The sequence below is a fragment of the Variovorax gossypii genome (assembly GCF_003965815.1).
Lineage (GTDB): Bacteria > Pseudomonadota > Gammaproteobacteria > Burkholderiales > Burkholderiaceae_C > Variovorax > Variovorax gossypii.
The window spans coordinates 380325-401724 of record NZ_RXOE01000001.1 but is presented as its reverse complement, the minus strand read 5'-3'; the positions used below and the strand labels follow the sequence as shown (position 1 = coordinate 401724).

15 protein-coding genes are annotated in these 21400 nt (G+C 67.4%); 9 read left to right on the top strand and 6 right to left on the bottom strand.

Annotated features, from left to right (window positions below):
* Positions 1-48: 48 nt before the first annotated feature.
* The 3 genes from EJP69_RS01855 to EJP69_RS01845 form a co-directional block, all read right to left on the bottom strand.
* Positions 49-1692: a 3-(methylthio)propionyl-CoA ligase gene (locus tag EJP69_RS01855; protein WP_093306842.1), complete on the bottom strand. Its 1644-nt coding sequence runs from the start codon at positions 1690-1692 to the stop codon at positions 49-51.
* A 114-nt stretch (positions 1693-1806) separates the two neighbouring features.
* Positions 1807-3690, bottom strand: a complete 1884-nt coding sequence (locus EJP69_RS01850; protein ID WP_126468525.1) for a CocE/NonD family hydrolase — start codon at positions 3688-3690, stop codon at positions 1807-1809.
* Positions 3691-3767: 77 nt separating this feature from the next.
* Entirely contained in the window at positions 3768-5528 is a 1761-nt protein-coding gene (locus EJP69_RS01845) for a carboxylesterase/lipase family protein (protein WP_126469257.1), read from the bottom strand.
* A gap of 233 nt (positions 5529-5761) precedes the next feature.
* On the opposite strand from EJP69_RS01845, the gene EJP69_RS01840 reads away from it, so the two are divergent.
* The 6 genes from EJP69_RS01840 (at position 5762) to EJP69_RS01815 (ending at position 10555) form a co-directional block, all read left to right on the top strand.
* Positions 5762-6841, top strand: a complete 1080-nt coding sequence (locus EJP69_RS01840) for an AraC family transcriptional regulator (protein WP_126468524.1) — start codon at positions 5762-5764, stop codon at positions 6839-6841.
* A gap of 63 nt (positions 6842-6904) precedes the next feature.
* Positions 6905-8386, top strand: coding sequence for a protein adenylyltransferase SelO (locus EJP69_RS01835; protein WP_126468523.1), 1482 nt, complete (start codon positions 6905-6907; stop codon positions 8384-8386).
* Positions 8383-8793: a peptide-methionine (R)-S-oxide reductase MsrB gene (msrB, locus tag EJP69_RS01830; RefSeq protein WP_093195012.1), complete on the top strand. Its 411-nt coding sequence runs from the start codon at positions 8383-8385 to the stop codon at positions 8791-8793. The genes EJP69_RS01835 and msrB overlap by 4 nt, the downstream gene beginning before the upstream one ends.
* Positions 8794-8821: 28 nt before the next feature.
* Positions 8822-9364: a septation protein A gene (locus EJP69_RS01825; protein WP_093195011.1), complete on the top strand. Its 543-nt coding sequence runs from the start codon at positions 8822-8824 to the stop codon at positions 9362-9364.
* The gene (locus EJP69_RS01820; protein ID WP_093306846.1) at positions 9361-9639 is read left to right on the top strand and encodes a BolA family protein; all 279 of its coding nucleotides are present in this window, start codon (positions 9361-9363) and stop codon (positions 9637-9639) included. The genes EJP69_RS01825 and EJP69_RS01820 overlap by 4 nt, the downstream gene beginning before the upstream one ends.
* 130 nt (positions 9640-9769) lie before the next feature.
* Positions 9770-10555: a peptidylprolyl isomerase gene (locus EJP69_RS01815; protein ID WP_093195009.1), complete on the top strand. Its 786-nt coding sequence runs from the start codon at positions 9770-9772 to the stop codon at positions 10553-10555.
* Positions 10556-10660: 105 nt separating this feature from the next.
* Here EJP69_RS01815 and purL read toward each other — a convergent pair whose 3' ends face one another.
* Positions 10661-14629, bottom strand: a complete 3969-nt coding sequence (gene purL / locus EJP69_RS01810) for a phosphoribosylformylglycinamidine synthase (RefSeq protein WP_126468522.1) — start codon at positions 14627-14629, stop codon at positions 10661-10663.
* A 237-nt stretch (positions 14630-14866) separates the two neighbouring features.
* Here purL and map point away from each other — a divergent pair, with 237 nt between their 5' ends.
* From map to EJP69_RS01795, 3 genes are read left to right on the top strand one after another with little or no spacing between them, the layout of a single operon-like run.
* On the top strand, positions 14867-15691 hold the full coding sequence (gene map, locus EJP69_RS01805; RefSeq protein WP_093195007.1) for a type I methionyl aminopeptidase: 825 nt from the start codon (positions 14867-14869) through the stop codon (positions 15689-15691).
* Between the two features lie 22 nt (positions 15692-15713).
* A complete protein-coding gene (locus EJP69_RS01800; protein WP_093195006.1) occupies positions 15714-18320 on the top strand; it encodes a [protein-PII] uridylyltransferase in 2607 nt (868 codons plus the stop codon).
* A gap of 28 nt (positions 18321-18348) precedes the next feature.
* Positions 18349-19386 (top strand): sensor domain-containing diguanylate cyclase, encoded by a 1038-nt coding sequence (locus EJP69_RS01795; protein WP_126468521.1) that lies wholly within the window; start codon positions 18349-18351, stop codon positions 19384-19386.
* A 30-nt stretch (positions 19387-19416) separates the two neighbouring features.
* Here EJP69_RS01795 and EJP69_RS01790 read toward each other — a convergent pair whose 3' ends face one another.
* Together EJP69_RS01790 and EJP69_RS01785 are read right to left on the bottom strand one after the other, a co-directional pair.
* Positions 19417-20766, bottom strand: a complete 1350-nt coding sequence (locus EJP69_RS01790) for a putative bifunctional diguanylate cyclase/phosphodiesterase (protein WP_093195005.1) — start codon at positions 20764-20766, stop codon at positions 19417-19419.
* Positions 20767-20910: 144 nt separating this feature from the next.
* Complete coding sequence (locus EJP69_RS01785) at positions 20911-21267, bottom strand: hypothetical protein (RefSeq protein ID WP_093195004.1); 357 nt, start codon at positions 21265-21267, stop codon at positions 20911-20913.
* Positions 21268-21400 lie beyond the last annotated feature (133 nt).

The following is a 21400-nucleotide window of genomic DNA, read 5'->3' as shown; positions in this document are numbered from 1 at the left end:
GCTTTCCTATCGCGTGCGCGACAGTGCGGGTGGGCTTTGCTCGTTGTTTCAGAGGCCGGGCAGCTTGTAGTCTTTAAGTAGCTCTCGCAGCTTGGTCTTGAGGATCTTTCCGGTGGCGCCGATCGGGATGGCCTCGACGAACACCACGTCGTCCGGGATCTGCCACTTGGCGGTCTTGCCCTCGTAGAACTTCAGCAGCTCTTCGCGCGTGACCTCGGCATTGGGCTTCTTCACGACCGCGATGATCGGCCGCTCGTCCCACTTCGGATGGAACACGCCGATGCACGCGGCCATGGCCACGGCCGGATGCGCGACGGCGATGTTCTCGATGTCGATGGAGCTGATCCACTCGCCGCCGGACTTGATCACGTCCTTGCTGCGGTCGGTGATCTGCAGGTAGCCCTCGGCGTCGATGGTGGCCACGTCGCCGGTGGGGAACCAGCCGCGGTTGCGCTCGTCGGGAATGAGCGGGTCGCCGCCCTCGCCCTTGAAGTATTCCTTGACGATCCACGGCCCCTTGACCAGCAGGTCGCCGTAGGCCTTGCCGTCCCACGGCAGCTCCTTGCCGTCGCCATCGATGATCTTCATGTCGACGCCGAAGATGGCGCGGCCCTGCTTCATGCGGATCTGCAGCTGCGCGTCGGCCGGCAGCGACAGGTGCTTGTTCTTGAGCGTGCACAGCGTGCCCAACGGGCTCATCTCGGTCATGCCCCAGGCGTGCAGCACCTCTACGTTGTAGAGGTCCTGGAACGCCTTGATCATGGCCGGCGGGCAGGCCGAGCCGCCGATCACCGTGCGGTTGAGCTTGCTGAACTTCAGGCCGCCCGCCTGCATGTGGCCCAGCAGCATCTGCCACACGGTGGGCACGCCTGCGGCGAAGGTCACGCCCTCGGCCTCGATCAGGTCGTACACCGACTTGCCGTCGAGCGCCGGGCCGGGAAACACCAGCTTGCAACCCACCAACGCGGCCGAATACGGAATGCCCCATGCGTTGACGTGGAACATCGGCACCACCGGCAGCACCGAGTCGCGCGCCGACAGGTGCATCACGTCGGGCAGCGCGGCCGCATACGCGTGCAGCAGCGTCGAGCGGTGGCTGTAGAGCGCGGCCTTGGGGTTGCCCGTGGTGCCGCTCGTGTAGCACATGCTCGAGGCCGAGTTCTCGTCGAAGCTGGGCCATTCGTACTCGGCGGGCTGCGAACCCATCCAGCTCTCGTAGCTCACGAGGTTGGGCACACCGCTGTCGGCGGGGAGCTTGTCGGCGTCACACAGTGCAACCCATTTCCGGATCGTGGGACAACGCGCATGCACGGCCTGCACCAGCGGCAGGAACGTGAGGTCGAAGCACAGGATCTGGTCTTCGGCGTGGTTGGCGATCCACGCGATCTGGTCGGGATGCAGGCGCGGGTTGATGGTGTGCAGCACGCGGCCGCTGCCGCTCACGCCGTAGTAGAGCTCGAGGTGGCGATAGCCGTTCCAGGCCAGGGTGGCGATGCGGTCGCTGAACAGCAATTGCTCGCCGTCCAGCGCGTTGGCCACCTGCTTGGCGCGCGATGCGATGTCGCGCCAGGTGCAGCGGTGGATATCGCCTTCGACACGACGCGAGACGATCTCGCCGTCGCCGTTGTGGCGCTCGGCGAACTCGATCAGCGACGAGATCAGAAGCGGTTGGTCTTGCATCAAACCCAGCATCTACGGACTCCTATGTGAAATGACTTCATGAAAACTTGCGGACAACGGATTCACGCAAGCTTCGGCCACTTCCACAATGACACAAACCCGCACTGCACGATTGAACGAAGCGGCTCAAGTGGGAGCCCTCGGACCGGTGCCCGCCGGCACCGTCACCACGTTGGTGCGGCACGGCTGACGCAGCGTCTTGCCGCAGTCCGGCAGAGCGGCTGCATGCGGGTACGGCACATAGCCCAGCACGATGCTCGAAGCATTGGCGGCCTCATGCCACAGCGTGTTGGTCGAAGGCGTCTTGTCGTTGCCGAACAGCCAGAAGCCTGTCTGCGAGGGCGAGTCCACCGTCACGCGGATGCTGGAGCCGGCGCGAAAGACGTGGGCGAACTTTTGGATCTCGATGCGCACCAGGTTGGGTTGCCCCGGCAGCAGCGCCGCCTCCTTCGGTTGCGTGAAGTCGCCGAAGGGACGCAGTTCGGTGGAGCGGCTGTCGTCGAGCGCGCGCTTGGAGGCACGCAGCCATCCGCGTTGCACGAACATCTCCTTGCCGTCGGGCCGCACTTCGGACACCGTGACCTGCAGGTCGGTGTTGTCGGCGGTGGCGCTCAGGTACAGGTCGGCCGAGCCTTCCCCGTAAAAGCTCAGGTCCTCGGGCAAGGCTGCGGTGGTGAAGGTTAGCTGGCCGTCCTTCTCCGCATCTGCCACTGCCTGCCAGCCTTCGGCGGCCGGGTTGTTCACCACCGGGCTCTTTGCCGGATACCTGTAGTCGGACGATGCCGCGCCGGAGCTCGGCTTCGCGTCGCCGAGCACGCCGCCTGGCTGCATCCACAGGCGCATCGGCTTGACCTTGACCGGCAGGCGGTCGAACTCGGCCACGGCCGTCTGCTTCAGCTTCGCGGCGCCGTTCACCGCCTTCTGGTCGGTCTGCTGCATCTCCTGCAGCAGGCGCACGCGCGGCTCCTTCTCGAAGCCGTTGTCCTCGCCCTTCACGAAATGGGCGAGGAAGCGCTTCAGGGTGCCGTCGATGTAGTCGGAGGTGACGTTGGTGTGGTGGTCGCCGTTGGAGCTGACGAGCCACATCCTGTCGGGCGACATGGTGTCCTCGTAGTAGCCCGAGCGCGGGCCGATCTGCTCGTCCTGCCACGACTGGGTGCCCAGCGCGGGAATGTCGATCTTGCCGGTCTCGTAGAACGCGCTGCGCTTCACGTAGAGGCCGTCGGCATACGGGTTCTCGAGCCACTTGGTCAGGTCGAGATCGGGCCGCTTGATCTTCTCGATGTTGTCGGCCACGGTCTTCGCGCATTCCGTGTCGCCGTCGAGCCTGGCGGCCAGCGCCGCCGCGCGGTTCCAGGTGGCCGGGAAGCCGCCCCACCACTGCGAGGGAAAGCCGATGTTCTTGATGCCGCCCGGGTAGCCCACGTCGCGGTACGGATCGGTCACGTTCTTGCTGGGCGTGATCGCCAGCAGGCCCTTGGGCCGGTGCGCGGCCACCCAGAGCTGGTTGTAGCCCGAGTACGAGTAGCCGACCATGCCGATCCTGCCGTTCGACCACGGCTGCTTGCCGGCCCATTCGACGGCGAAGGCGCCAGCCGCGCCGGTGCTGGCATCGAAGACCTGGTCTTCGCCGCTGGAGCAACCCGTGCCCGGCACGTTCAGGCCCATGACTGCATAGCCCTCGTTCACCCAGAGCTGGCCGATGTTCGGGGCCGAGCCCGAGCTGTAGCCGTCGTACTCGACCAGCAGCGGAAAGGTGCCCTTGCCGCCGTTGGGCAGCAGCAGCGAGTAGCGCATCCTGTTGCCGTCGGGCAGCGTGATGTAGCCCCACTTGCGGACCACGCCCGTCTCGGGCGTGGCCGGCGGCTGTGCCGGCGGCGTTTCGGCGGCCGGCGGGAAAAAGGTGAAGCCGCCGCCCGACGAGCCGCCGCCGCACGCGGCGATGCCCGCTGCCGTGGCAAGCAGCGACGCGGCAATACGCCATCGTGGGAAATCTCTGAAAGTCCTCATTGATCCGTCTCCGTTATCGTTTTGATTGATGTCATGCGCTGCCCACGCGCGCTTCGGGGCAAAGCGGTACGCGAGCGTCAGGGCGCCACGGTGATCTTGGTGGCCGTGGGCGTGGCGTCGAGCAGCAGTTGCGAAGGCCACGGCGCCCAGGTCGCGCCCAGCTCGGCGGTGTTCGGGTCGCCCGTTCGCATGAAGGCGCCCACGCTGGCCATGACTGCGTTCGACAGCGCCAGCCGCCCCTTCTCGTTGGCCTTGCCGCGCATCGCGTTCGACAGCACCGACGGGCCGAAATTGCCGAACACGAAAGGCAGGTCGAAGGCGTGCGCCGCGCCGTACACGTCGTTCCACGGAGAGGCTTCCTGCGCCCAGTCGAGGCGGTAGTGCCAGACGTTCGACTGGCGCGTCTTCATCGTGTTGAGCAGGTTGTCGCGGTTGGCCTCGAACAGGCCCTTCGTGATGAGCGCGGTGGCCGCGTTGTAGCCGGTGCCGGGCTTGTCTACCGGAAGGTAGAACGGGTCGATGATGTCGTTCACCGTGAGCGTGGGCGCTGCATCGGGGTCGAAGTTGAACATCATCGAGAAGCGCTGGGCGTCGGTGACGATCCAGCCCGGCTTCGGAAAGCCGATGGTGCCCAGCAGCGACGCGAAGAGCTTGCCCTCGTCGCGCGTGTTGCCGGAGAGCATCGGCACCTTCACGTACTGGTCGGCAGCGATGGCGCCGATGGGGTCGGTTGGGATCACCGTGCCGTCGGGAATGGGCCCGACCGAGCCGAGGCCGGCGGCGACCACCGTGGTCAGCATCTTGCCGCCGTCCTGCGCGCGCAGGTATTCGGCAATCTGCGCCGGCGTACGGCCGGCGATATAGGCCTTTGCCGCCGTCGCGTCGGCGGCGATGCCGTCGGCAACGAGAAGCTTCTCGAGGATGCCCTCGCCTTGCGCCAGCGAGGCCGAGGCCGGCGACAGCGAAGGCAGCGTGCCCGGCGGCAGGTTGCTCGCGAGCGAGATGCCGCCGCTCATCTCGAAGGCCTTGTGGAACAAGCCCTTGGCCATCGGCGAGGTCATCACCGACAGCAGGTTGGTGGCGCCGGCCGACTCGCCCGAGAGCGTGACGTTGCCCGGGTCGCCGCCGAAGTTGGCCACGTTGTCGCGGATGAAGCGCAGCGCCGCCATGTTGTCGAGCAGCGCGAAGTTGCCCGAGTCGTCGCCCTCGGTGCCGCCCGGGCGCAGCTGCGGCACGTTCAGGAAGCCCAGGATGCCCAGGCGGTAGCTGGCGGTGATGACCACCGCATTGGCGGCCTTGGCCAGTGCCGCGCCGTCGTACAGCGGATCGGCCGTGTAGCCCGAGATGTTGCTGCCGCCATGGATGAAGAGCAGCACCGGCAGGTTCTTGTCCGCCGTGGCCGGGCGCCAGATGTTGACGAACAGGCAGTCCTCGCTGCCGCTCGGTTTGCCCAGCATGGTGCCGATGGTCTCGTCATAGGTGTTGTTGGCGCCGGGGCTGAAGATCCGGCCGATCTGCAGGCAGGCGTTGCCGAACTTCGTGGCCTGGCGGATGCCGCTCCAGGGCTCGGGCGTCGCCGGCGCGCGCCAGCGCAGCTCGCCGACCGGCGGCTTGGCGAACGGAATCCCTTTCCAGAACCAGGTGCCCGACTTGGCGCTGTCGTCCACGCCCTCGACCTTGCCGGCAGTGGTCTGGCGGACCATCGGGCCGTCGGCGGCGGGCGGTGCCGGCGAGGGAGCCGGTGCGGGCGGCGGCGCGCTAGGCAGGAAGGCGAAGCCGGACGAACCGGACGAGCCGCCCCCGCAGGCCGAAAGTGCCGCCAGGGCGGCCGTGGCCATCACCAGGGCCACGGCCCTGGCCGTTGCGGTCTTCTTTACTGCTGCCGCAGCCTGGTTGCGCGCGGTTGTCTCTGTCTTCATGTTTTTTGTCTCCACACCGGGTTAATCGGAATTCCTGGCCTGGCGCGCGGCACCCATACTCCGGGCCGCCGAACACGCAAAAAAATTCTAGAAACCGGCACCGTTTTCATCGCTATCGCAACAAAGCCAAACGAATGACTTCAGGAGCCTCCATGCCGTTGCGCCAGCGCGGCACCCAGCGCCGGGCGGGCTGCATGCCGCAGCCGGAGCTGCGCACCAGCTCGGCCGCATGGCTCGAAGGCGTCCTGTCGATGTTCGAGGCCGAGGGGCTGGACGTGCCCTCGCTGCTGCGGGAGGCCGGCTTCGACCCGGATTCGCTGCACCGGCAGAACACGCGCATCCCGGTCGACGAGATCACGGTGCTCTGGCAGCTTGCAGTGGCCCGTGCCGGCCGGCCCACGCTGGGCCTGCACCGCGACCTGGCCTCCACCCACAGCAAGCTGGGCACGGTGGGACATGCGATGTCGTGCAGCTCCAGCCTCGAATCGGCGCTCGTGCGGCTGACCCGCTACATGGCCGTGATCTCGGACGCGACGGCCTTTTCGCTGCAGCCCGATCCGCGCGGCTGCTGGATGGTGATGCGGCACACCGGTGGCAGCCTGCCCATTCCCCGCCAGCGCGTCGAATACGCCCTGCTGACCGTGCTCATGCAATGCCAGTGGCTCACGCGCCGCGACCTGCAGCCGCTGGCCATGGAGTTCGTCTACCCCGCGCCGGCCGACGACCGGCTGCATCGCGAGGCATTCGGCTGCGATGTGCGATTCAACGCCGAAGCCAACCGCCTGCTGCTGTCGGCCGCCGACATGGCGACGCCGCTGCCCACCTTCCACGAAGTGCTCGGCGAGATGCAGGAGCATCTGCTGGACGACCAGCTGAACCTGCTGGGCCAGACCACCACCAGCACGCTGGTGTGCGCCGAGATCGCGCGCCGGCTCCAGTACGGCGAGCCGCGCCGGCAGGACGTCGCCTCGGGCCTCGGACTGGCCGAGCGCACGCTGCAGCGGCGGCTGCAGGAAGAGTCGGTGTCGTTCCAGTCGCTGCTCGACCGCACCCGCCGCGAGCTGGCGAAGCAATACCTGGCCGAAGACCGCCACACGTTGACCGATGTGGCCGACATGCTGGGCTTCGTGGACACGAGCAACTTCTTCCGTGCCTGCAAGCGCTGGTTCGGCGTACCGCCGGCGCAGTACCGGGCGCGCATCTGGGACGCGCCCGCCGCCCTCGCGGCCTGACCCCTCCGGGGTCCCGATGGCCCGCCCGGCCAGGGGTTACGCGCCGTGCCGGACAATCCGGGCATGAGCTTGCTTGCTGAAGACACCGGGGTCGCGGACCTGGGACTGCGCTGGAAACCTGGTTTCCACGCCCTGGGACCGGCCTTTCTCACCGACTTGCGGCCGACGCCGCTGCCCGATCCGTACTGGGTGGGCCGCAGCGAAGCTGTCGCCCGAGATCTGGGCCTGCCGCCCGATTGGCATTCGTCGCATGCCACGCTGGCCGCGTTGACCGGCAGCCTGCCCATTGCCGGCACCAGCCCCTTCGCCACGGTCTACAGCGGCCACCAGTTCGGCGTGTGGGCCGGCCAGCTCGGTGACGGGCGCGCCATCATGCTCGGCGAGACCGAAGGCGGGCTCGAGGTGCAGCTGAAGGGCGCGGGGCGTACGCCCTACTCGCGTGGCGGCGACGGCCGTGCAGTGCTGCGCTCCAGCATCCGCGAATTCCTGTGCAGCGAAGCCATGCACGGCCTGGGCATCCCGACCACGCGCGCCCTGTGCGTGACCGGCTCCGACGCGCGCATCTACCGCGAAGAGGTGGAAAGCGCCGCCGTCGTCACCCGCGTGGCGCCCAGCTTCGTGCGCTTCGGCCATTTCGAGCACTTCGCAGCCAACCAGCGCGAAGACGAGCTTCGTGCGCTGGCCGACTACGTCATCGACCGCTACTACCCGGCCTGCCATACCACGGAGCGCTTCGGCGGCAACGCCTACGCGGCATTCCTGGAAGCCGTGAGCGAGCGCACCGCCGCCCTGCTCGCCCAGTGGCAGGCAGTGGGCTTCTGCCACGGCGTGATGAACACCGACAACATGAGCATCCTCGGGCTCACCATCGACTACGGCCCGTTCCAGTTCCTCGACGGCTTCGACCCGCGCCACATCTGCAACCACAGCGACACCAACGGGCGCTACGCCTTCAACCAGCAGCCCAACGTGGCCTACTGGAACCTGTTCTGCCTCGCGCAGGCGCTGCTGCCGCTGATCGGCGACCAGGAGGTCGCGGTGGCCGCGCTGGAGTCGTACAAGACGGTGTTCCCGAACGAGTTCGAGGGCCGCATGCGCGCCAAGCTGGGGCTGGCCGAGGCGGCCGAAGGCGACCGGCCGCTGATCGAGGGCGTTCTCAAGCTGCTGGCCGCGGGCAAGGTCGACTACACGATCTTCTGGCGCCGGCTCTCCGGCTTCATGGCCGACGGCAACGTGGAGCCGGTGCGCGACCTGTTCCTCGACCGCGAAGGCTTCGACGCCTGGATGCTATCTTTTTCGGAGCGCCACGCCTCGACCGACCGGGCCCTGGCCGCAAAACTGATGCGCCGCACCAACCCGAAGTTCGTGCTGCGGAACCACCTGGGACAGCAAGCCATCGAAGCGAGTCAGCAAAAGGACCACTCGGGTGTGGCAACCTTGCTGGCAGTGCTCCAGACCCCATTTGAAGAACATCCCGGTGCCGACGCATACGCCGGCTTCCCGCCCGACTGGGCTTCCACGATCGAAATCAGCTGCTCATCATGACCACTCCCGTACAGAAAACCGACGCCGAATGGAAAGCCCTGCTCGCCGAAAAAGGCGCCGAGCCCGCGGCCTTCGAGGTGACTCGCCACGCGGCCACCGAGCGCCCCTTCACCGGCAAGTACGAGGCGCACTGGGATGACGGCACCTACCATTGCATCTGCTGCGGCGCCAAGCTGTTCGAGTCGGCGACCAAGTTCGACGCCGGCTGCGGCTGGCCCAGCTTCTCGCAGGAAGCGGTGCCGGGCGCGATCCGCAACATCATCGACCGCTCGCACGGCATGGTGCGCACCGAGAACGTCTGCGCGAACTGCGGCGCCCACTTGGGCCACGTGTTCCCCGACGGCCCCACCGAAACCGGCCTGCGCTACTGCATGAATTCGGCGTCGCTCGACTTCCAGAAGAAATAAGCAAGCCAGCCAGCAAACCAAGAGCTCAATGAAACTGCTCCTCGACTTCTTCCCGATCCTGCTTTTCTTCATTGCCTACAAGCTGGGCGACATCTACACCGCCACGGGCGTGCTGATGGCCGCCACGGTGGTGCAGATGGCCGTCATCTACGCCACCGAGCGCAAGCTGCAGGCCATGCAGAAGGCCACGCTGGTGCTGATCCTGCTGTTCGGCACGCTCACGCTGGCGTTGCACGACGATCGCTTCATCAAGTGGAAGCCGACGGTGCTTTACGGCGCAATGGCGGTCGCGCTGGCCGTGGCGCTCTGGGCGCTGAAGAAGAACTTCCTGAAGATGCTGCTGGGTTCGCAGCTCGAGCTGCCCGACCGCATCTGGGGCAGGCTCAACGTGGCGTGGATCGGCTACTGCCTGTTCATGGCCGCCATCAACGCCTACGTGGCGGCGTACTTCACGACCGAGGCCTGGGTCAACTTCAAGCTCTGGGGCTACGTGTTCCCCATCGTCTTCCTGGTGGCGCAGGGCCTGTATATCGCGCCGCACCTGAAGAACGAGGACAAGCCGACCGCATGACCACGGACACCGCACAACTCCCCACCACGGCAGCCCTGGAGGCCGCGCTGCGCAAGGCGCTCGCGCCGACGGCGCTCGAAGTCATCGACGAAAGCGCGGCCCACGCAGGCCATGCGGGCGCCAACGCGGAAGGCCGCGGCACCCATTTCCGCGTGCGCATCGCCTCCCCGCTGTTCGAGGGCAAGCCCCGCGTGGCGCGGCATCGGCTTGTGTATGATGCCCTCCACGTTTTCATCGCACAGGGTCTGCACGCCATCGCCATCGAGGTGCTCTGAGTCAGTCGTCCAACGCATTGCTCGCACGCCACGCCCGCGTCGGCCGTTGCCCCTTCTTCCCCAATCCCCTGCTTTCATTACCGCGCAACTCCTACACGCGCATTCACTTCCCAGCTCGACCATTCATTCCATGAAAAAACAAATCTTGCAGGCCGTCGCGGCCGCAGCGCTGCTCGGTGCCATCCCCATGGCGGCCCTGGCGCAGAACGCAGCCATCGTGAACGGCAAGCCGGTGCCCAAGGCCCGCATGGACGTTCTGGCCCAGCAACTGGCTGCCGCGGGCCGTCCGGTGACGCCTGAAATGCAAGGCCAGCTGCGCGAGGAAATCGTGGCGCGCGAAGTGTTCATGCAGGAAGCCCAGAAGCAGGGCCTGGACGCCACCGACGACTACAAGAACCAGCTCGAGCTCGCCCGCCAGGCCATCCTGATCCGCGCGCTGTTCGAGAACTACCGCAAGACCAACCCGGTCGCGGACGCCGACGTGAAGGCCGAGTACGACAAGTTCGTCGCGGCCAACGGTGGCAAGGAATACAAGGCCCGCCACATCCTGGTCGAAACCGAAGACCAGGCCAAGAAGATCATGGCCGACCTGAAGAAGGGCGCCAAGTTCGAGGACATCGCCAAGAAGCAGAGCAAGGACCCGGGTTCGGGCGCCAACGGCGGCGACCTCGACTGGGCCAACCCCGCGAGCTTCGTGCCCGAGTTCTCGGAAGCCATGATCAAGCTCAAGAAGGGCGAGACCACCCCCGCTCCGGTGAAGAGCCAGTTCGGCTGGCACATCATCCGCGTCGACGACATCCGCCAGGCTCAACTGCCGAAGCTGGAAGAAGTGAAGCCGCAGATCACGCAGCAGCTGCAGCAGCAGCGCCTGCAGAAGTACCAGGAAGACCTGCGCGCGAAGGCCAAGGTCGAGTAATCGATCCGAGCAAAAAGAAAGCGGCCCTCGAGGCCGCTTTTTTATTGCCGTCCGTTAGCGTCCGCCAGGCCTTGCCGGCTTCGCGAACGATCGGGCCGGATGTCGTCAGCCCACCCAGCGACGGGCGTTGCGCCAGATCTGCATCCAGGGGCTCAGCTCGCTGCGGTCGCCTGAGGTCCAGCTCATCTGGATGTTGCGGAACACGCGCTCGGGGTGCGGCATCACCGCCGTGAAGCGGCCGTCGGGCGTGGTCACCGAAGTCAGGCCGCCCGCGCTGCCGTTGGGGTTGAACGGGTACTGCTCGGTCGGCTTGCCGTGGTTGTCCACGAAGCGCATCGCGCCGATGGCCTTGGCCGCGTCGCCGCGGTGCTTGAAGTTGGCGTAGCCCTCGCCGTGCGCCACCGCGATCGGCAGGCGGCTGCCGGCCATGCCCGCGAAGAAGATGCTCGGCGATTCGAGCACCTCGACCATCGACAGGCGCGCCTCGAAGCGCTCGCTCTGGTTGGTGGTGAAGCGCGGCCAGGCTTCGGCGCCCGGAATGATGTCGGCCAGCTCGGCGAACATCTGGCAGCCGTTGCACACGCCCAGGCCGAAGGTGTCGGCGCGGCCGAAGAAGGTCTTGAACTGCTCGGCCAGCTTCGGGTTGAAGGTGATGCTGCGCGCCCATCCGATGCCGGCGCCCAGCGTGTCGCCATAGCTGAAGCCGCCGCAGGCGACCACGCCCTTGAAACTGGCGAGGTCCGCCCTGCCCGTCTGCAGGTCGGTCATGTGGACGTCGAATGCCTCGAAGCCGGCTTCGGTGAAGGCATAGGCCATCTCGACATGCGAGTTGACGCCCTGCTCGCGCAGGATCGCAACCTTGGGGCGCGACTGCAGGATGGCGGGTGCTGCCGGCTGGGGATTCGGCAGGAACACGTGCATGCCCGGATCGGCCGGATCGCCGGCTGCCGCGTGTTCGGCATCGGCGCAGGCCGGGTTGTCGCGCTCGCGGGCGATCTTCCAGCTGACCGAGTCCCACACCTGCTGCAGGTCGTGCAGGCTCGCGCTGAACACGGCCTTGGCGTCGCGCCAGACTTCGATCTTGCCCTTGCCCGCATCCATCTGCGAGCTGGCGGGACGCGTCTTGCCGACGAAGTGGCTGTGCGTGCTGAGGCCGTGGGCGCGCAGCACCTGCATGACGTCGTTGCGCTCGGCGGTGCGCACCTGCAGCACCATGCCCAGCTCTTCGTTGAAGAGCGCCTTGAGCGTGAGTTCTTCGCGGCGCGCGCTGACCTGCTGCGCCCAGTTCTTGGCGTCGCCGGTTTCCATTCGGCTGTCGGAGATGCCGTCGCCCTCGGTGACGAGCATGTCGACGTTCAGCGCCACGCCGACGTGGCCCGCGAAGGCCATCTCGCAGGCGGTGGCGAACAGGCCGCCGTCGCTGCGGTCATGCATCGCGAGGATCTTGCCGTCGGCGCGCAGGGCGTTCACGGCATTGACCAACGCGACGAGCTGCGCCGGGTCGTCGAGGTCGGGCACGGTGTCGCCGCTCTGGTTGAGCGTCTGCGCCAGGATGCTGCCGGCCATGCGGTGCTTGCCCTGGCCCAGGTCGATCAGCACCAGCGTGGTGTCGGGCTCTTCGGCGTCTAGCTGCGGCGTGAGCGTGCCGCGCACGTCGGGCAGCGTGGCGAAGGCGCTGACGATCAGGCTCACGGGCGAGGTGACCTTCTTCGCCTCGGCGCCGTCCTTCCACTGGGTGCGCATCGACAGGGAATCCTTGCCGACCGGGATCGACACGCCCAGCGCCGGGCAAAGCTCCAGGCCCACGGCCTTGACGGTCTCGTACAGCGCGGCGTCTTCGCCGGCCTCGCCGCAGGCCGCCATCCAGTTGGCCGACAGCTTGACGCGCGAGAGTTCGATGGGCGCGGCCAGCAGGTTGGTGATGGCCTCGGCCACCGCCATGCGGCCCGAGGCCGGCGCGTCGAGCGCGGCCAGCGGCGTGCGCTCGCCCATGCTCATGGCCTCGCCAGCGAAGCCATTGAAGTCGGCCAGCGTCACTGCGCAGTCGGCCACGGGCACCTGCCAGGGGCCGACCATCTGGTCGCGGTGGCTCAGTCCGCCCACGGTGCGGTCGCCGATGGTGACGAGGAAGCGCTTGGAAGCCACGGTGGGGTTCGCGAGCACGTCGATGGCGGCCTTCTGCAGGTCGACGCCGGTGAGGTCGAGCGGCTTGAAGCTGCGCGCCACGGTCTTCACGTCGCGGTGCATCTTCGGCGGCTTGCCGAGGAGCACGTCCATCGGCATGTCGACGGGCTGCACGGCGGCGCCCTCGTCGGCCACCAGCAGCTGGCGCTCCTCGGTGGCTACGCCGACCACCGAGAACGGGCAGCGCTCGCGTTCGCAGAAGGCCTTGAACTGCTCGAGCGATTCGGGCGCGATGGCCAGCACGTAGCGCTCCTGGCTCTCGTTGCACCAGATTTCCTTCGGCGCCATGCCCGACTCTTCGAGCGGCACCGATCGCAGGTCGAAACGCGCGCCGCGGCCGGCGTCGTTGGTCAGTTCGGGGAAGGCGTTGCTCAGGCCGCCCGCGCCCACGTCGTGGATGGCAAGGATCGGGTTGGCGTCGCCCTGCTGCCAGCAGTGGTTGATGACCTCCTGCGCGCGGCGCTCGATCTCGGGGTTGCCGCGCTGGACGGAGTCGAAGTCGAGCTCGGCGGCGTTGGCGCCGGTGGCCATGGAGCTGGCTGCGCTGCCGCCCATGCCGATGCGCATGCCGGGGCCGCCGAGCTGGATCAGCAGGGAGCCGGTGGGAAAGCGGATCTTCTTGGTCTGCGTCGCGTCGATGCTGCCGAGGCCGCCCGCGATCATGATGGGCTTGTGGTAGCCGCGCTGCACGGTGTCGACATCGCTCGCCACCGTCTGCTCGTACTCGCGGAAGTAGCCCAGCAGGTTGGGACGGCCGAATTCGTTGTTGAACGCAGCGCCGCCCAGCGGGCCCTCGGTCATGATCTGCAGCGGGCTGGCGATGTGCTCGGGCTTGCCGTAGCTGCCCTCTTCCGGCCACAGCTTCGAGACGGTGAAGCCGGTCAGGCCGGCCTTGGGCTTCGAGCCGCGGCCCGTGGCGCCTTCGTCGCGGATCTCGCCGCCCGCGCCCGTCGAGGCGCCCGGGAAAGGCGAGATGGCGGTCGGGTGGTTGTGCGTCTCGACCTTCATCAGCACGTGGCTCAGGGCGCTATCTTTTTGATAGCTCTGCGAGCCGTTGGCCGGAATGAAGCGCTCGATGGTCGTGCCCTCCATCACCGAGGCGTTGTCGGCATACGCGATGACCGTGTGCTGCGGGTTCTGCTTCTCGGTGTTGCGGATCATCGAGAACAGGCTCTGCGGCTGGGCCTCGCCGTCGATGGTGAAGTCGGCGTTGAAGATCTTGTGGCGGCAGTGCTCGCTGTTGGCCTGCGCGAACATCATGAGTTCGACGTCGCTGGGGTTGCGGCCCAGGCGGGTGAAGGCGTCGACCAGGTAGTCGATCTCGTCCTCGGCCAGTGCCAGACCGAAGCCGGTGTTGGCCGCCACCAGCGCGGCGCGGCCGCCGCCCTGCACGTCGACCTGCGCCATCGGCTGGGCCGGCAGCTCGCTGAACAGGCTGGCCGCTTGCTCGACGGTGGCCAGCACCGATTCGGTCATGCGGTCATGCAGCGGGCCGGCCGCGGCGGCCAGGGCGTCGCCCTCGAGCACCGGAGCCTTGCCGATCAGCGGCGCCTTGAGCTTCAGGTGGTACTGGGTAACGCGCTCGACGCGGCGCAGCGCCAGGCCGCAGTTGTGGGCGATGTCGGTGGCCTTGGAGGCCCAGGGCGAAACGGTGCCCAGGCGCGGCGTGACCACGACGGTGGTGCCCGCCTTGGCCGGCGCCTCGAAGGGCTCGCCGTAGGTCAGGAGTGCGGCGAAGCGCTCATGGCCCGCCCGGTCGAGCGCCGAGTCGGTCACCACCAGGTGCACGAAACGGGCCGAAATGCCCTCGATGCGCGGCTCGATGGCCTGCAGTTTCGGCAGAAGCTGCCGTGCGCGGAAGTCGCTGAGCGCGCTGCCGCCCTCGAACATGGTTACGACAGGAAGGGCTTGATGTGCGGGCTGCGTCACGGTCGATGGGGCCTCGGGGGCCGCGTTGGGAATCAAGAAATTGAGGCTGATGACCGCTGACTGGGATCATCCGCGTTAGCCCGTGATTTTAGGCCATCGCCGGGACGCCCCGAGGCGGTCGCCCCCCTTGAGGGGCAGCGGGGCACGAAGTGTTCCGCGTTGGGGGCAGGTTCATCTTGCCGATGGGATAATTCCGGGATGAGCATTAACTACAAAGACGCTGCAGGCATCGAAGCCATGCGGGTCGCCTGCCGCCTGGCCTCCGAGGTGCTGGACTACCTCACGCCCCTGATCAAGCCCGGCATCACGACCAACGACGTCGACCGGCTCGCAGCCGAGTACATGGTCAAGCAGGGCACCACCTCCGCCACGGTGGGCTACATGGGCGCGAGCAGCGTCCCGTTCCCGAAGTCGCTGTGCACCTCGGTGAACCACGTGGTGTGCCACGGCATCCCGAACGACAAGCCCCTGAAGAAGGGCGATATCATGAACGTCGACGTCACCGTCATCAAGGACGGCTGGTTCGGCGACAACAGCCGCATGTACGTGATCGGCGACGCATCCATCGCCGCCAAGCGCCTGTGCAACATCACCTTCGAGGCCATGTGGCACGGCATCCTGCAGGTGCGACCCGGAGCCCACCTGGGCGACGTGGGCCACGCGATCCAGAAGTTCGCCGAGGGCCAGGGCTTCTCGGTGGTGCGCGAGTTCTGCGGCCACGGCGTGGGCCAGCGCTTCCACGAAGAGCCCCAGGTGCTGCACTACGGCCGCCCGGGCACCATGGAAGAACTCAAGCCCGGCATGATCTTCACCATCGAGCCGATGATCAACGCCGGCAAGCGCGACGTGAAGGAAGACTTCAAGGGCGGCCAGTACGACGGCTGGACCATCGTCACGCGCGACCACTCGCTGTCGGCCCAGTGGGAGCACACGGTGCTCGTCACCGAGACCGGCTACGAGGTGCTGACCCTGTCGGCAGGCAGCCCTCCGCTGCCTTCCTTCGTCACCGCCACCAAGACCTGACGCGGCAACGCGTTCCCCGCCCGTGATCGAAGCAGCCAACATCGACGTGGCGACGCTGCGCGAAGCCTATCGCGCGAAGAAGCTCGCCCTGTTCGACACCCTGCGCTTCGCGCGCGCTCCCACCCGCAGCGTGCACACGGTGCTGCGCCAGCTCTCGGCGCTGGCCGACGAAACGCTGTGCACCCTGTGGCGCGAAGCCGGCTTCGGCGACTCGCTCACGCTGGCGGCCGTGGGCGGCTTCGGGCGCGGCGAGCTGTTCCCGTATTCCGACGTCGACGTGCTGCTGCTGCTGCCGCCCGAGGGCGAGACAGGCGGCATCGAGCCGGCCCGCATCGAGGCCTTCATCGGCCACTGCTGGGACGCCGGCCTCGAGATCGGATCCAGCGTGCGCACGGTGGACGAATGCCTGGCCGAGGCCGAGAAGGACGTCACCGTCCAGACCTCGCTGCTCGAGGCTCGCCTGATCGCCGGCGACAAGAAGCTCTTCACCGCCTTCCGCCGCCGCTTCTCGCGGGCCATCGATCCGCAGGCCTTCTTCGTGGCCAAGTCGCAGGAAATGCGGCACCGCCACCAGAAGTTCGACAACACTCCCTACGCGCTCGAGCCCAACTGCAAGGAATCGCCCGGCGGCCTGCGCGACCTGCAGACCATCCTCTGGATGACCAAAGCCGCCGGCTACGGCAGCCGCTGGGACGATCTCGCCAAGAACGGCCTGGCCACCTCCTTCGAGGCGCAGCAGATCAAGCGCAACGAGGCGCTGCTCTCGCTCATTCGCGCCCGGCTGCACGTGATCGCCAACCGGCGCGAGGACCGCCTGGTGTTCGACCTGCAGACCGCCGTGGCGGCCAGCTTCGGCTACGAAAGCGAATCGCAGCGCAAGTCGAGCGAAGCCCTGATGCGGCGCTACTACTGGGCCGCCAAGGCGGTGTCGCAGCTCAACCAGATCCTGCTGCTCAACATTTCCGAGCGCCTGCAGCCCAGCGACGAGCAGCACACGCCCATCAACGAGCGCTTCTACGAGCGCGCCGGCCTGATCGAGATCGCCAGCGACGACCTCTACGAGCGCGAGCCGCACGCGGTGCTCGAAACCTTCCTGCTGTACCAGAAGACCATCGGCGTGAAGGGCCTGTCGGCACGCACGCTGCGCGCGCTCTACAACGCGCGTCACGTGATGGACAGCAAGTTCCGCAACGACCCGGTCAACCACCAGACCTTCATGCGGATCGTCCAGCAGCCTTACGGCATCACGCATGCCTTCCGGCTGATGAACCAGACCTCGGTGCTGGGGCGCTACCTGCGCGTGTTCCGCAGCATCGTGGGGCAGATGCAGCACGACCTGTTCCACGTCTACACGGTGGACCAGCACATCCTGATGGTGCTGCGCAACGTGCGGCGCTTCTTCATCGCCGAGCATGCGCACGAGTACCCGTTCTGCTCGCAGCTGGCGGCCGGCTGGGACAAGCCCTGGATCCTGTACGTGGCGGCCCTCTTCCACGACATCGCCAAGGGCCGCGGCGGCGACCACTCCACGCTGGGCGCACGCGACGTGCAGCGCTTCTGCAAGCAGCACGGCATCGCCCGCGAAGACGCGAAGCTGATCGAGTTCCTCGTGGCCGAGCACCTGGTGATGAGCCAGGTCGCCCAGAAGCAGGACCTGAGCGATCCCGAAGTCATCGGCGCCTTCGCCAAGCGCGTGGGCAACGAGCGCTACCTGACCGCGCTCTACCTGCTGACCGTGGCCGACATCCGCGGCACCTCCCCGCGCGTGTGGAACGCCTGGAAAGGCAAGCTGCTCGAGGACCTGTACCGCTACACCCTGCGCGCGCTGGGCGGCCGCATGCCCGACCCGGACGCCGAGGTCGAGTCGCGCAAGCGCGAAGCGCTGGTGCAGCTCGCCCTGCACGCCCAGCGCTTCGAGGCGCACAAGGCCCTGTGGGACACGCTCGACGTGGGCTACTTCATGCGCCACGACGCCTCCGAGATCGCCTGGCACGCCAAGCAGCTCGCGCGCTTCGTGCCGCCGCCCAACGTGCCCGTCGACCCGAAGGCGCCGCCCATCGTGCGCGCGCACCTGTCGCCGGTGGGCGAAGGCCTTCAGGTGGTGGTCTACACGCCCGACCAGCCCGACCTGTTCGCGCGCATCTGCGGCTACTTCGACCAGGCCTCCTTCAGCATCCTGGACGCCAAGGTGCACACCACGAGCAACGGCTATGCGCTCGACACCTTCCAGGTCGTCACCACCTTCCTGCCGGACCACTACCGCGACCTGATCAGCATGGTCGAGTCGGGCCTGGCACAGACGCTCACCGAGGCCGGCGCCCTGCCCCCGCCCAGCATGGGACGGGTGTCGCGCCGGGTGCGCAGCTTCCCGATCAAGCCGCGCATCAGCCTGCTGCCCGACGACAAGGCGCAGCGCTGGCTGCTCAACATCTCGGCCAGCGACCGCGCCGGCCTGCTGTATTCGGTGGCCCGGGTGCTGGCACGCCATCACCTGAACCTGCAGCTCGCCAAGGTCACGACGCTGGGCGAGCGGGTGGAAGACACCTTCCTGATCAGCGGCCCCGAGCTCCAGGGCCAGAAGACGCAGCTGGCCATCGAAACGGAATTGATGGAAGCACTGGCATCCTGAAACCCCGGGAGCCCTCAGAATGTCGGCCATGGAATTCCTGATCGAACAGCTATCCGAATCGGTCTCCTCTGCCAAGACGCTGGAAGACCTCGCCCGCCCGATGCTCGAAATGCTCGAGGCGGCAACCGGCCTCGAATCGGCCTACCTCACGATCATCGAGCCCGACAAGGCCCGCCAGCACGTCCTCTTCGCCCACAACACGGGCGAGCTCGCCATTCCCGAAGGGGCCTATGTGCCCTGGGCCGACACGCTGTGCCGCCACGCACTGGAAGAAAACCGCATCTACGCCGACGATGCCGGCGGCTGCTGGGGCGACGCCGATGCCGCCCGCGAGCTGGGCATCCAGTCCTGCGCGAGCGCGCCGGTCAGGCTCGACGACGGCGGCCTCCATGGCGCGCTGTGCGTCGCCAGCGCACGGCAGGTTCCGCTGCCGGCCATCGCCGAGCCGGTACTGCGCCTGTTCGCCAGGCTGATCGGCCAGCAGGTCGAGCGGGAGCAGATGATCGCCAAGCTCGACAAGGCCGGCATCGAACTCTCGACCAATGCAGCGACCGACGTCCTCACCGGCCTGCCGAACCGCCGCGCCCTCGTCGACGCGCTGCAGCGCATGCTCGCCCAGGGCGCGCGCAGCGCCCAGAGCGTGCTGGTCGGCTTCATCGACATGGACGACTTCAAGAAGATCAACGACGCGCACGGCCACGGAGTCGGCGACGAGTTCCTGGCGGCCATGGCGAAGCAGCTGGCGGCTTGCGTGCGCGCGAGCGACATGCTGGCGCGCTTCGGCTCCGACGAGTTCGTCGTGATCGGACTGGGTCCCGGCCTGGGCGAATCGCCGCGCACCGGCGCCATGGCGCTGGCCGACCGGCTGGCGGAAAACACCAAAGGCGAGCTGCGCCTCAGGAACATGACGATCGACTACAAGGGCGCCAGCGTCGGCGTGGTGGCCGTCGACCCTCGCACCACCTCGGCCGAGGAGGCCCTGCGGCAGGCGGATACCGCCATGTACGCGGTCAAGCACAACCGCCGAAACATGATCCACGACACCGGCGCGCTCCTGTCGGGCTGAACCCTGTCAGGCTGAACCTGGCCGGCGCCTTCAGCCGGCGGGCAGCGCAGCCGCGTCGCGCCCCCACAGCGGCGCCTGCTCGTACTGCGCCACCCACTGCGCGACATCCTTGGCCGCCATCGGCCTCGCGATGCCGAAGCCCTGCGCCAGCGTGCAGCCCAGGGCGAGCAGCGCCTCGCCCTGCTTCGTGGTTTCGACGCCCTCGGCCACCGCCGTGAGCCCCAGCGCATGGAGCAGCGCGATGATGCCCTGCACGATGGCCCGGTCCTGGCTGTTGTCGAGCATGCCGCGCACGAAGGACTGGTCGATCTTCACGGTCGACACCGGCAGCTGACGCAGGTAGGTGAGCGACGAATACCCGGTGCCGAAGTCGTCGATGGTGACGCCCACGCCCAGCATCTTGCAGGCCTCCACGAAGAGCGCGACGTTCGCGAACTGGCTGATCGCCGTGGTCTCGAGGATCTCGAGCTCCAGCATCCCCTCGCCCTGCTTCGGAAACTGCGCCAGGTGCCTGGCGAGCCGCTCGACGAAGTCCCAGCGCATCATGTGGCGCGGCGCCACGTTCACACTCACCGAGATGTGCAGGCCCGCAAGGCGCCACTGGTGCGCCTGCCACAGCGCCGTGGCGATGGCCCAGTCGCCGACCTGCTCCACCAGCTGGTCGTCCTCGATCAGCGGCACGAACTGCGCGGGCGGCAGCAGGCCGCGCTCGGGATGCTGCCAGCGGATGAGAGCCTCGACGCCCACCACCACGCCGCGCCGCATGTCGACCTTGGGCTGGTAGACCAGGAAGAACTCGCCCTGCAGCAGGCCTTCCTGGATGCGCTGGCGTTCGCGGACCACCTGCTCGTCGGCGCGAGCCCTGGGAGCGTCGAAATAGTGCACCTTGCCGTCGGCTGCGCGCTTGGCGAAGAAAGCCGCGTGCTGCGCCTGGCGCAGCGCGGTCTCGGGGGGCGGGCCGTTGCTGTCGAGCAGCATGGCGCCGATGCTGGCGTCGATGCTGGCGGTCTGGTCGCGCCAGATCCAGGGGTCGGCCAGCGAGGTCTGGATGCGTTCGAGCACCTGGGCGCACTGCGAGGCGCCAAGGCCGGCGAACAGGGCCGCGAACTCGTCGCCGCCCACCCGGGCCATCACGCTCTCCCGCGGCAACTCGGCCTTGATGCGCTGGGCAACCTCCTCGAGGGCGGCATTGCCCGCGACCATGCCCAGACGCTCGTTCAACTCGGCGAAGTGGTCGACGTCGATGTAGCAGATGGCAGCCAGGCGCTTGCCCGCGCGTGCCCAGTCGGCCATCAACGGGCGCAGCACCTCGTCCGGCGGGAGACGGGCCGATCCGTCGTAGTACGACGGCAACGAGACTGGAGGTTGCTGGTTCGACAAAAGACTGGGGCTCCGGAAGTCGCGGACTATTGTTCTCCCAATTCGAACTGTTCCGCGTGTTGTTGCGAAAATTTGTTACAGCCGATGTGTGAACATCACAACAGTCTCGGCAAGAAGGGCAACACCGGGCGGCATCGGGCGGTCCTAGCCGCAATACGCACCGACCACGCGGCCGGTGGGCTCGACCTGCACATTCAGCCGCATCATGTCCTGCGCCGGGTCGGCAGTCTCGGTGGCCAGCACGGTGCGGGCCATCCGGGCACCGGCGCGCTGGCGCATTTCCTCCAGCAGCTGCTGGCTGATGCGCAAGCCCAGGGCGAAGCGCACGGATGCCGCCTGGCAGGCCTCGGGAGGCGTGACGAAGCTCGGGGGCTCGGGGACTTCCGGTGACAGGGGCCGGTCGGCCGGGGGCGTCTGGCAGCCGGCCAGCACCAGGCTCAAGCACAGGCTCGAAGCCACTGCCGACAGGCCAGGCCGGTATCGACCGTTCGTGATGCGCATCTTTCTTGCTCCTTCTTCAAGCTGATCCAAGCTGGGCGGAAGCTTATTCAACTCCGGGGACGGTCCTGTGGCACAGATTAAGCCAGCGAGGCTCGAAGCATCAACTAATTCACGCGGGCTCCGATTGGCGTCG

Coding starts and splice junctions, on each gene's coding strand:
- EJP69_RS01855 (WP_093306842.1), bottom strand. CDS start 1,692: ATGCTGGGTTTGATGCAAGACCAACCGCTTCTGATCTCGTCGCTGATC.
- EJP69_RS01850 (WP_126468525.1), bottom strand. CDS start 3,690: ATGAGGACTTTCAGAGATTTCCCACGATGGCGTATTGCCGCGTCGCTG.
- EJP69_RS01845 (WP_126469257.1), bottom strand. CDS start 5,528: ATGGCCACGGCCGCCCTGGCGGCACTTTCGGCCTGCGGGGGCGGCTCG.
- EJP69_RS01840 (WP_126468524.1), top strand. CDS start 5,762: ATGCCGTTGCGCCAGCGCGGCACCCAGCGCCGGGCGGGCTGCATGCCG.
- EJP69_RS01835 (WP_126468523.1), top strand. CDS start 6,905: ATGAGCTTGCTTGCTGAAGACACCGGGGTCGCGGACCTGGGACTGCGC.
- msrB (WP_093195012.1), top strand. CDS start 8,383: ATGACCACTCCCGTACAGAAAACCGACGCCGAATGGAAAGCCCTGCTC.
- EJP69_RS01825 (WP_093195011.1), top strand. CDS start 8,822: ATGAAACTGCTCCTCGACTTCTTCCCGATCCTGCTTTTCTTCATTGCC.
- EJP69_RS01820 (WP_093306846.1), top strand. CDS start 9,361: ATGACCACGGACACCGCACAACTCCCCACCACGGCAGCCCTGGAGGCC.
- EJP69_RS01815 (WP_093195009.1), top strand. CDS start 9,770: ATGAAAAAACAAATCTTGCAGGCCGTCGCGGCCGCAGCGCTGCTCGGT.
- purL (WP_126468522.1), bottom strand. CDS start 14,629: ATGTTCGAGGGCGGCAGCGCGCTCAGCGACTTCCGCGCACGGCAGCTT.
- map (WP_093195007.1), top strand. CDS start 14,867: ATGAGCATTAACTACAAAGACGCTGCAGGCATCGAAGCCATGCGGGTC.
- EJP69_RS01795 (WP_126468521.1), top strand. CDS start 18,349: ATGGAATTCCTGATCGAACAGCTATCCGAATCGGTCTCCTCTGCCAAG.
- EJP69_RS01785 (WP_093195004.1), bottom strand. CDS start 21,267: ATGCGCATCACGAACGGTCGATACCGGCCTGGCCTGTCGGCAGTGGCT.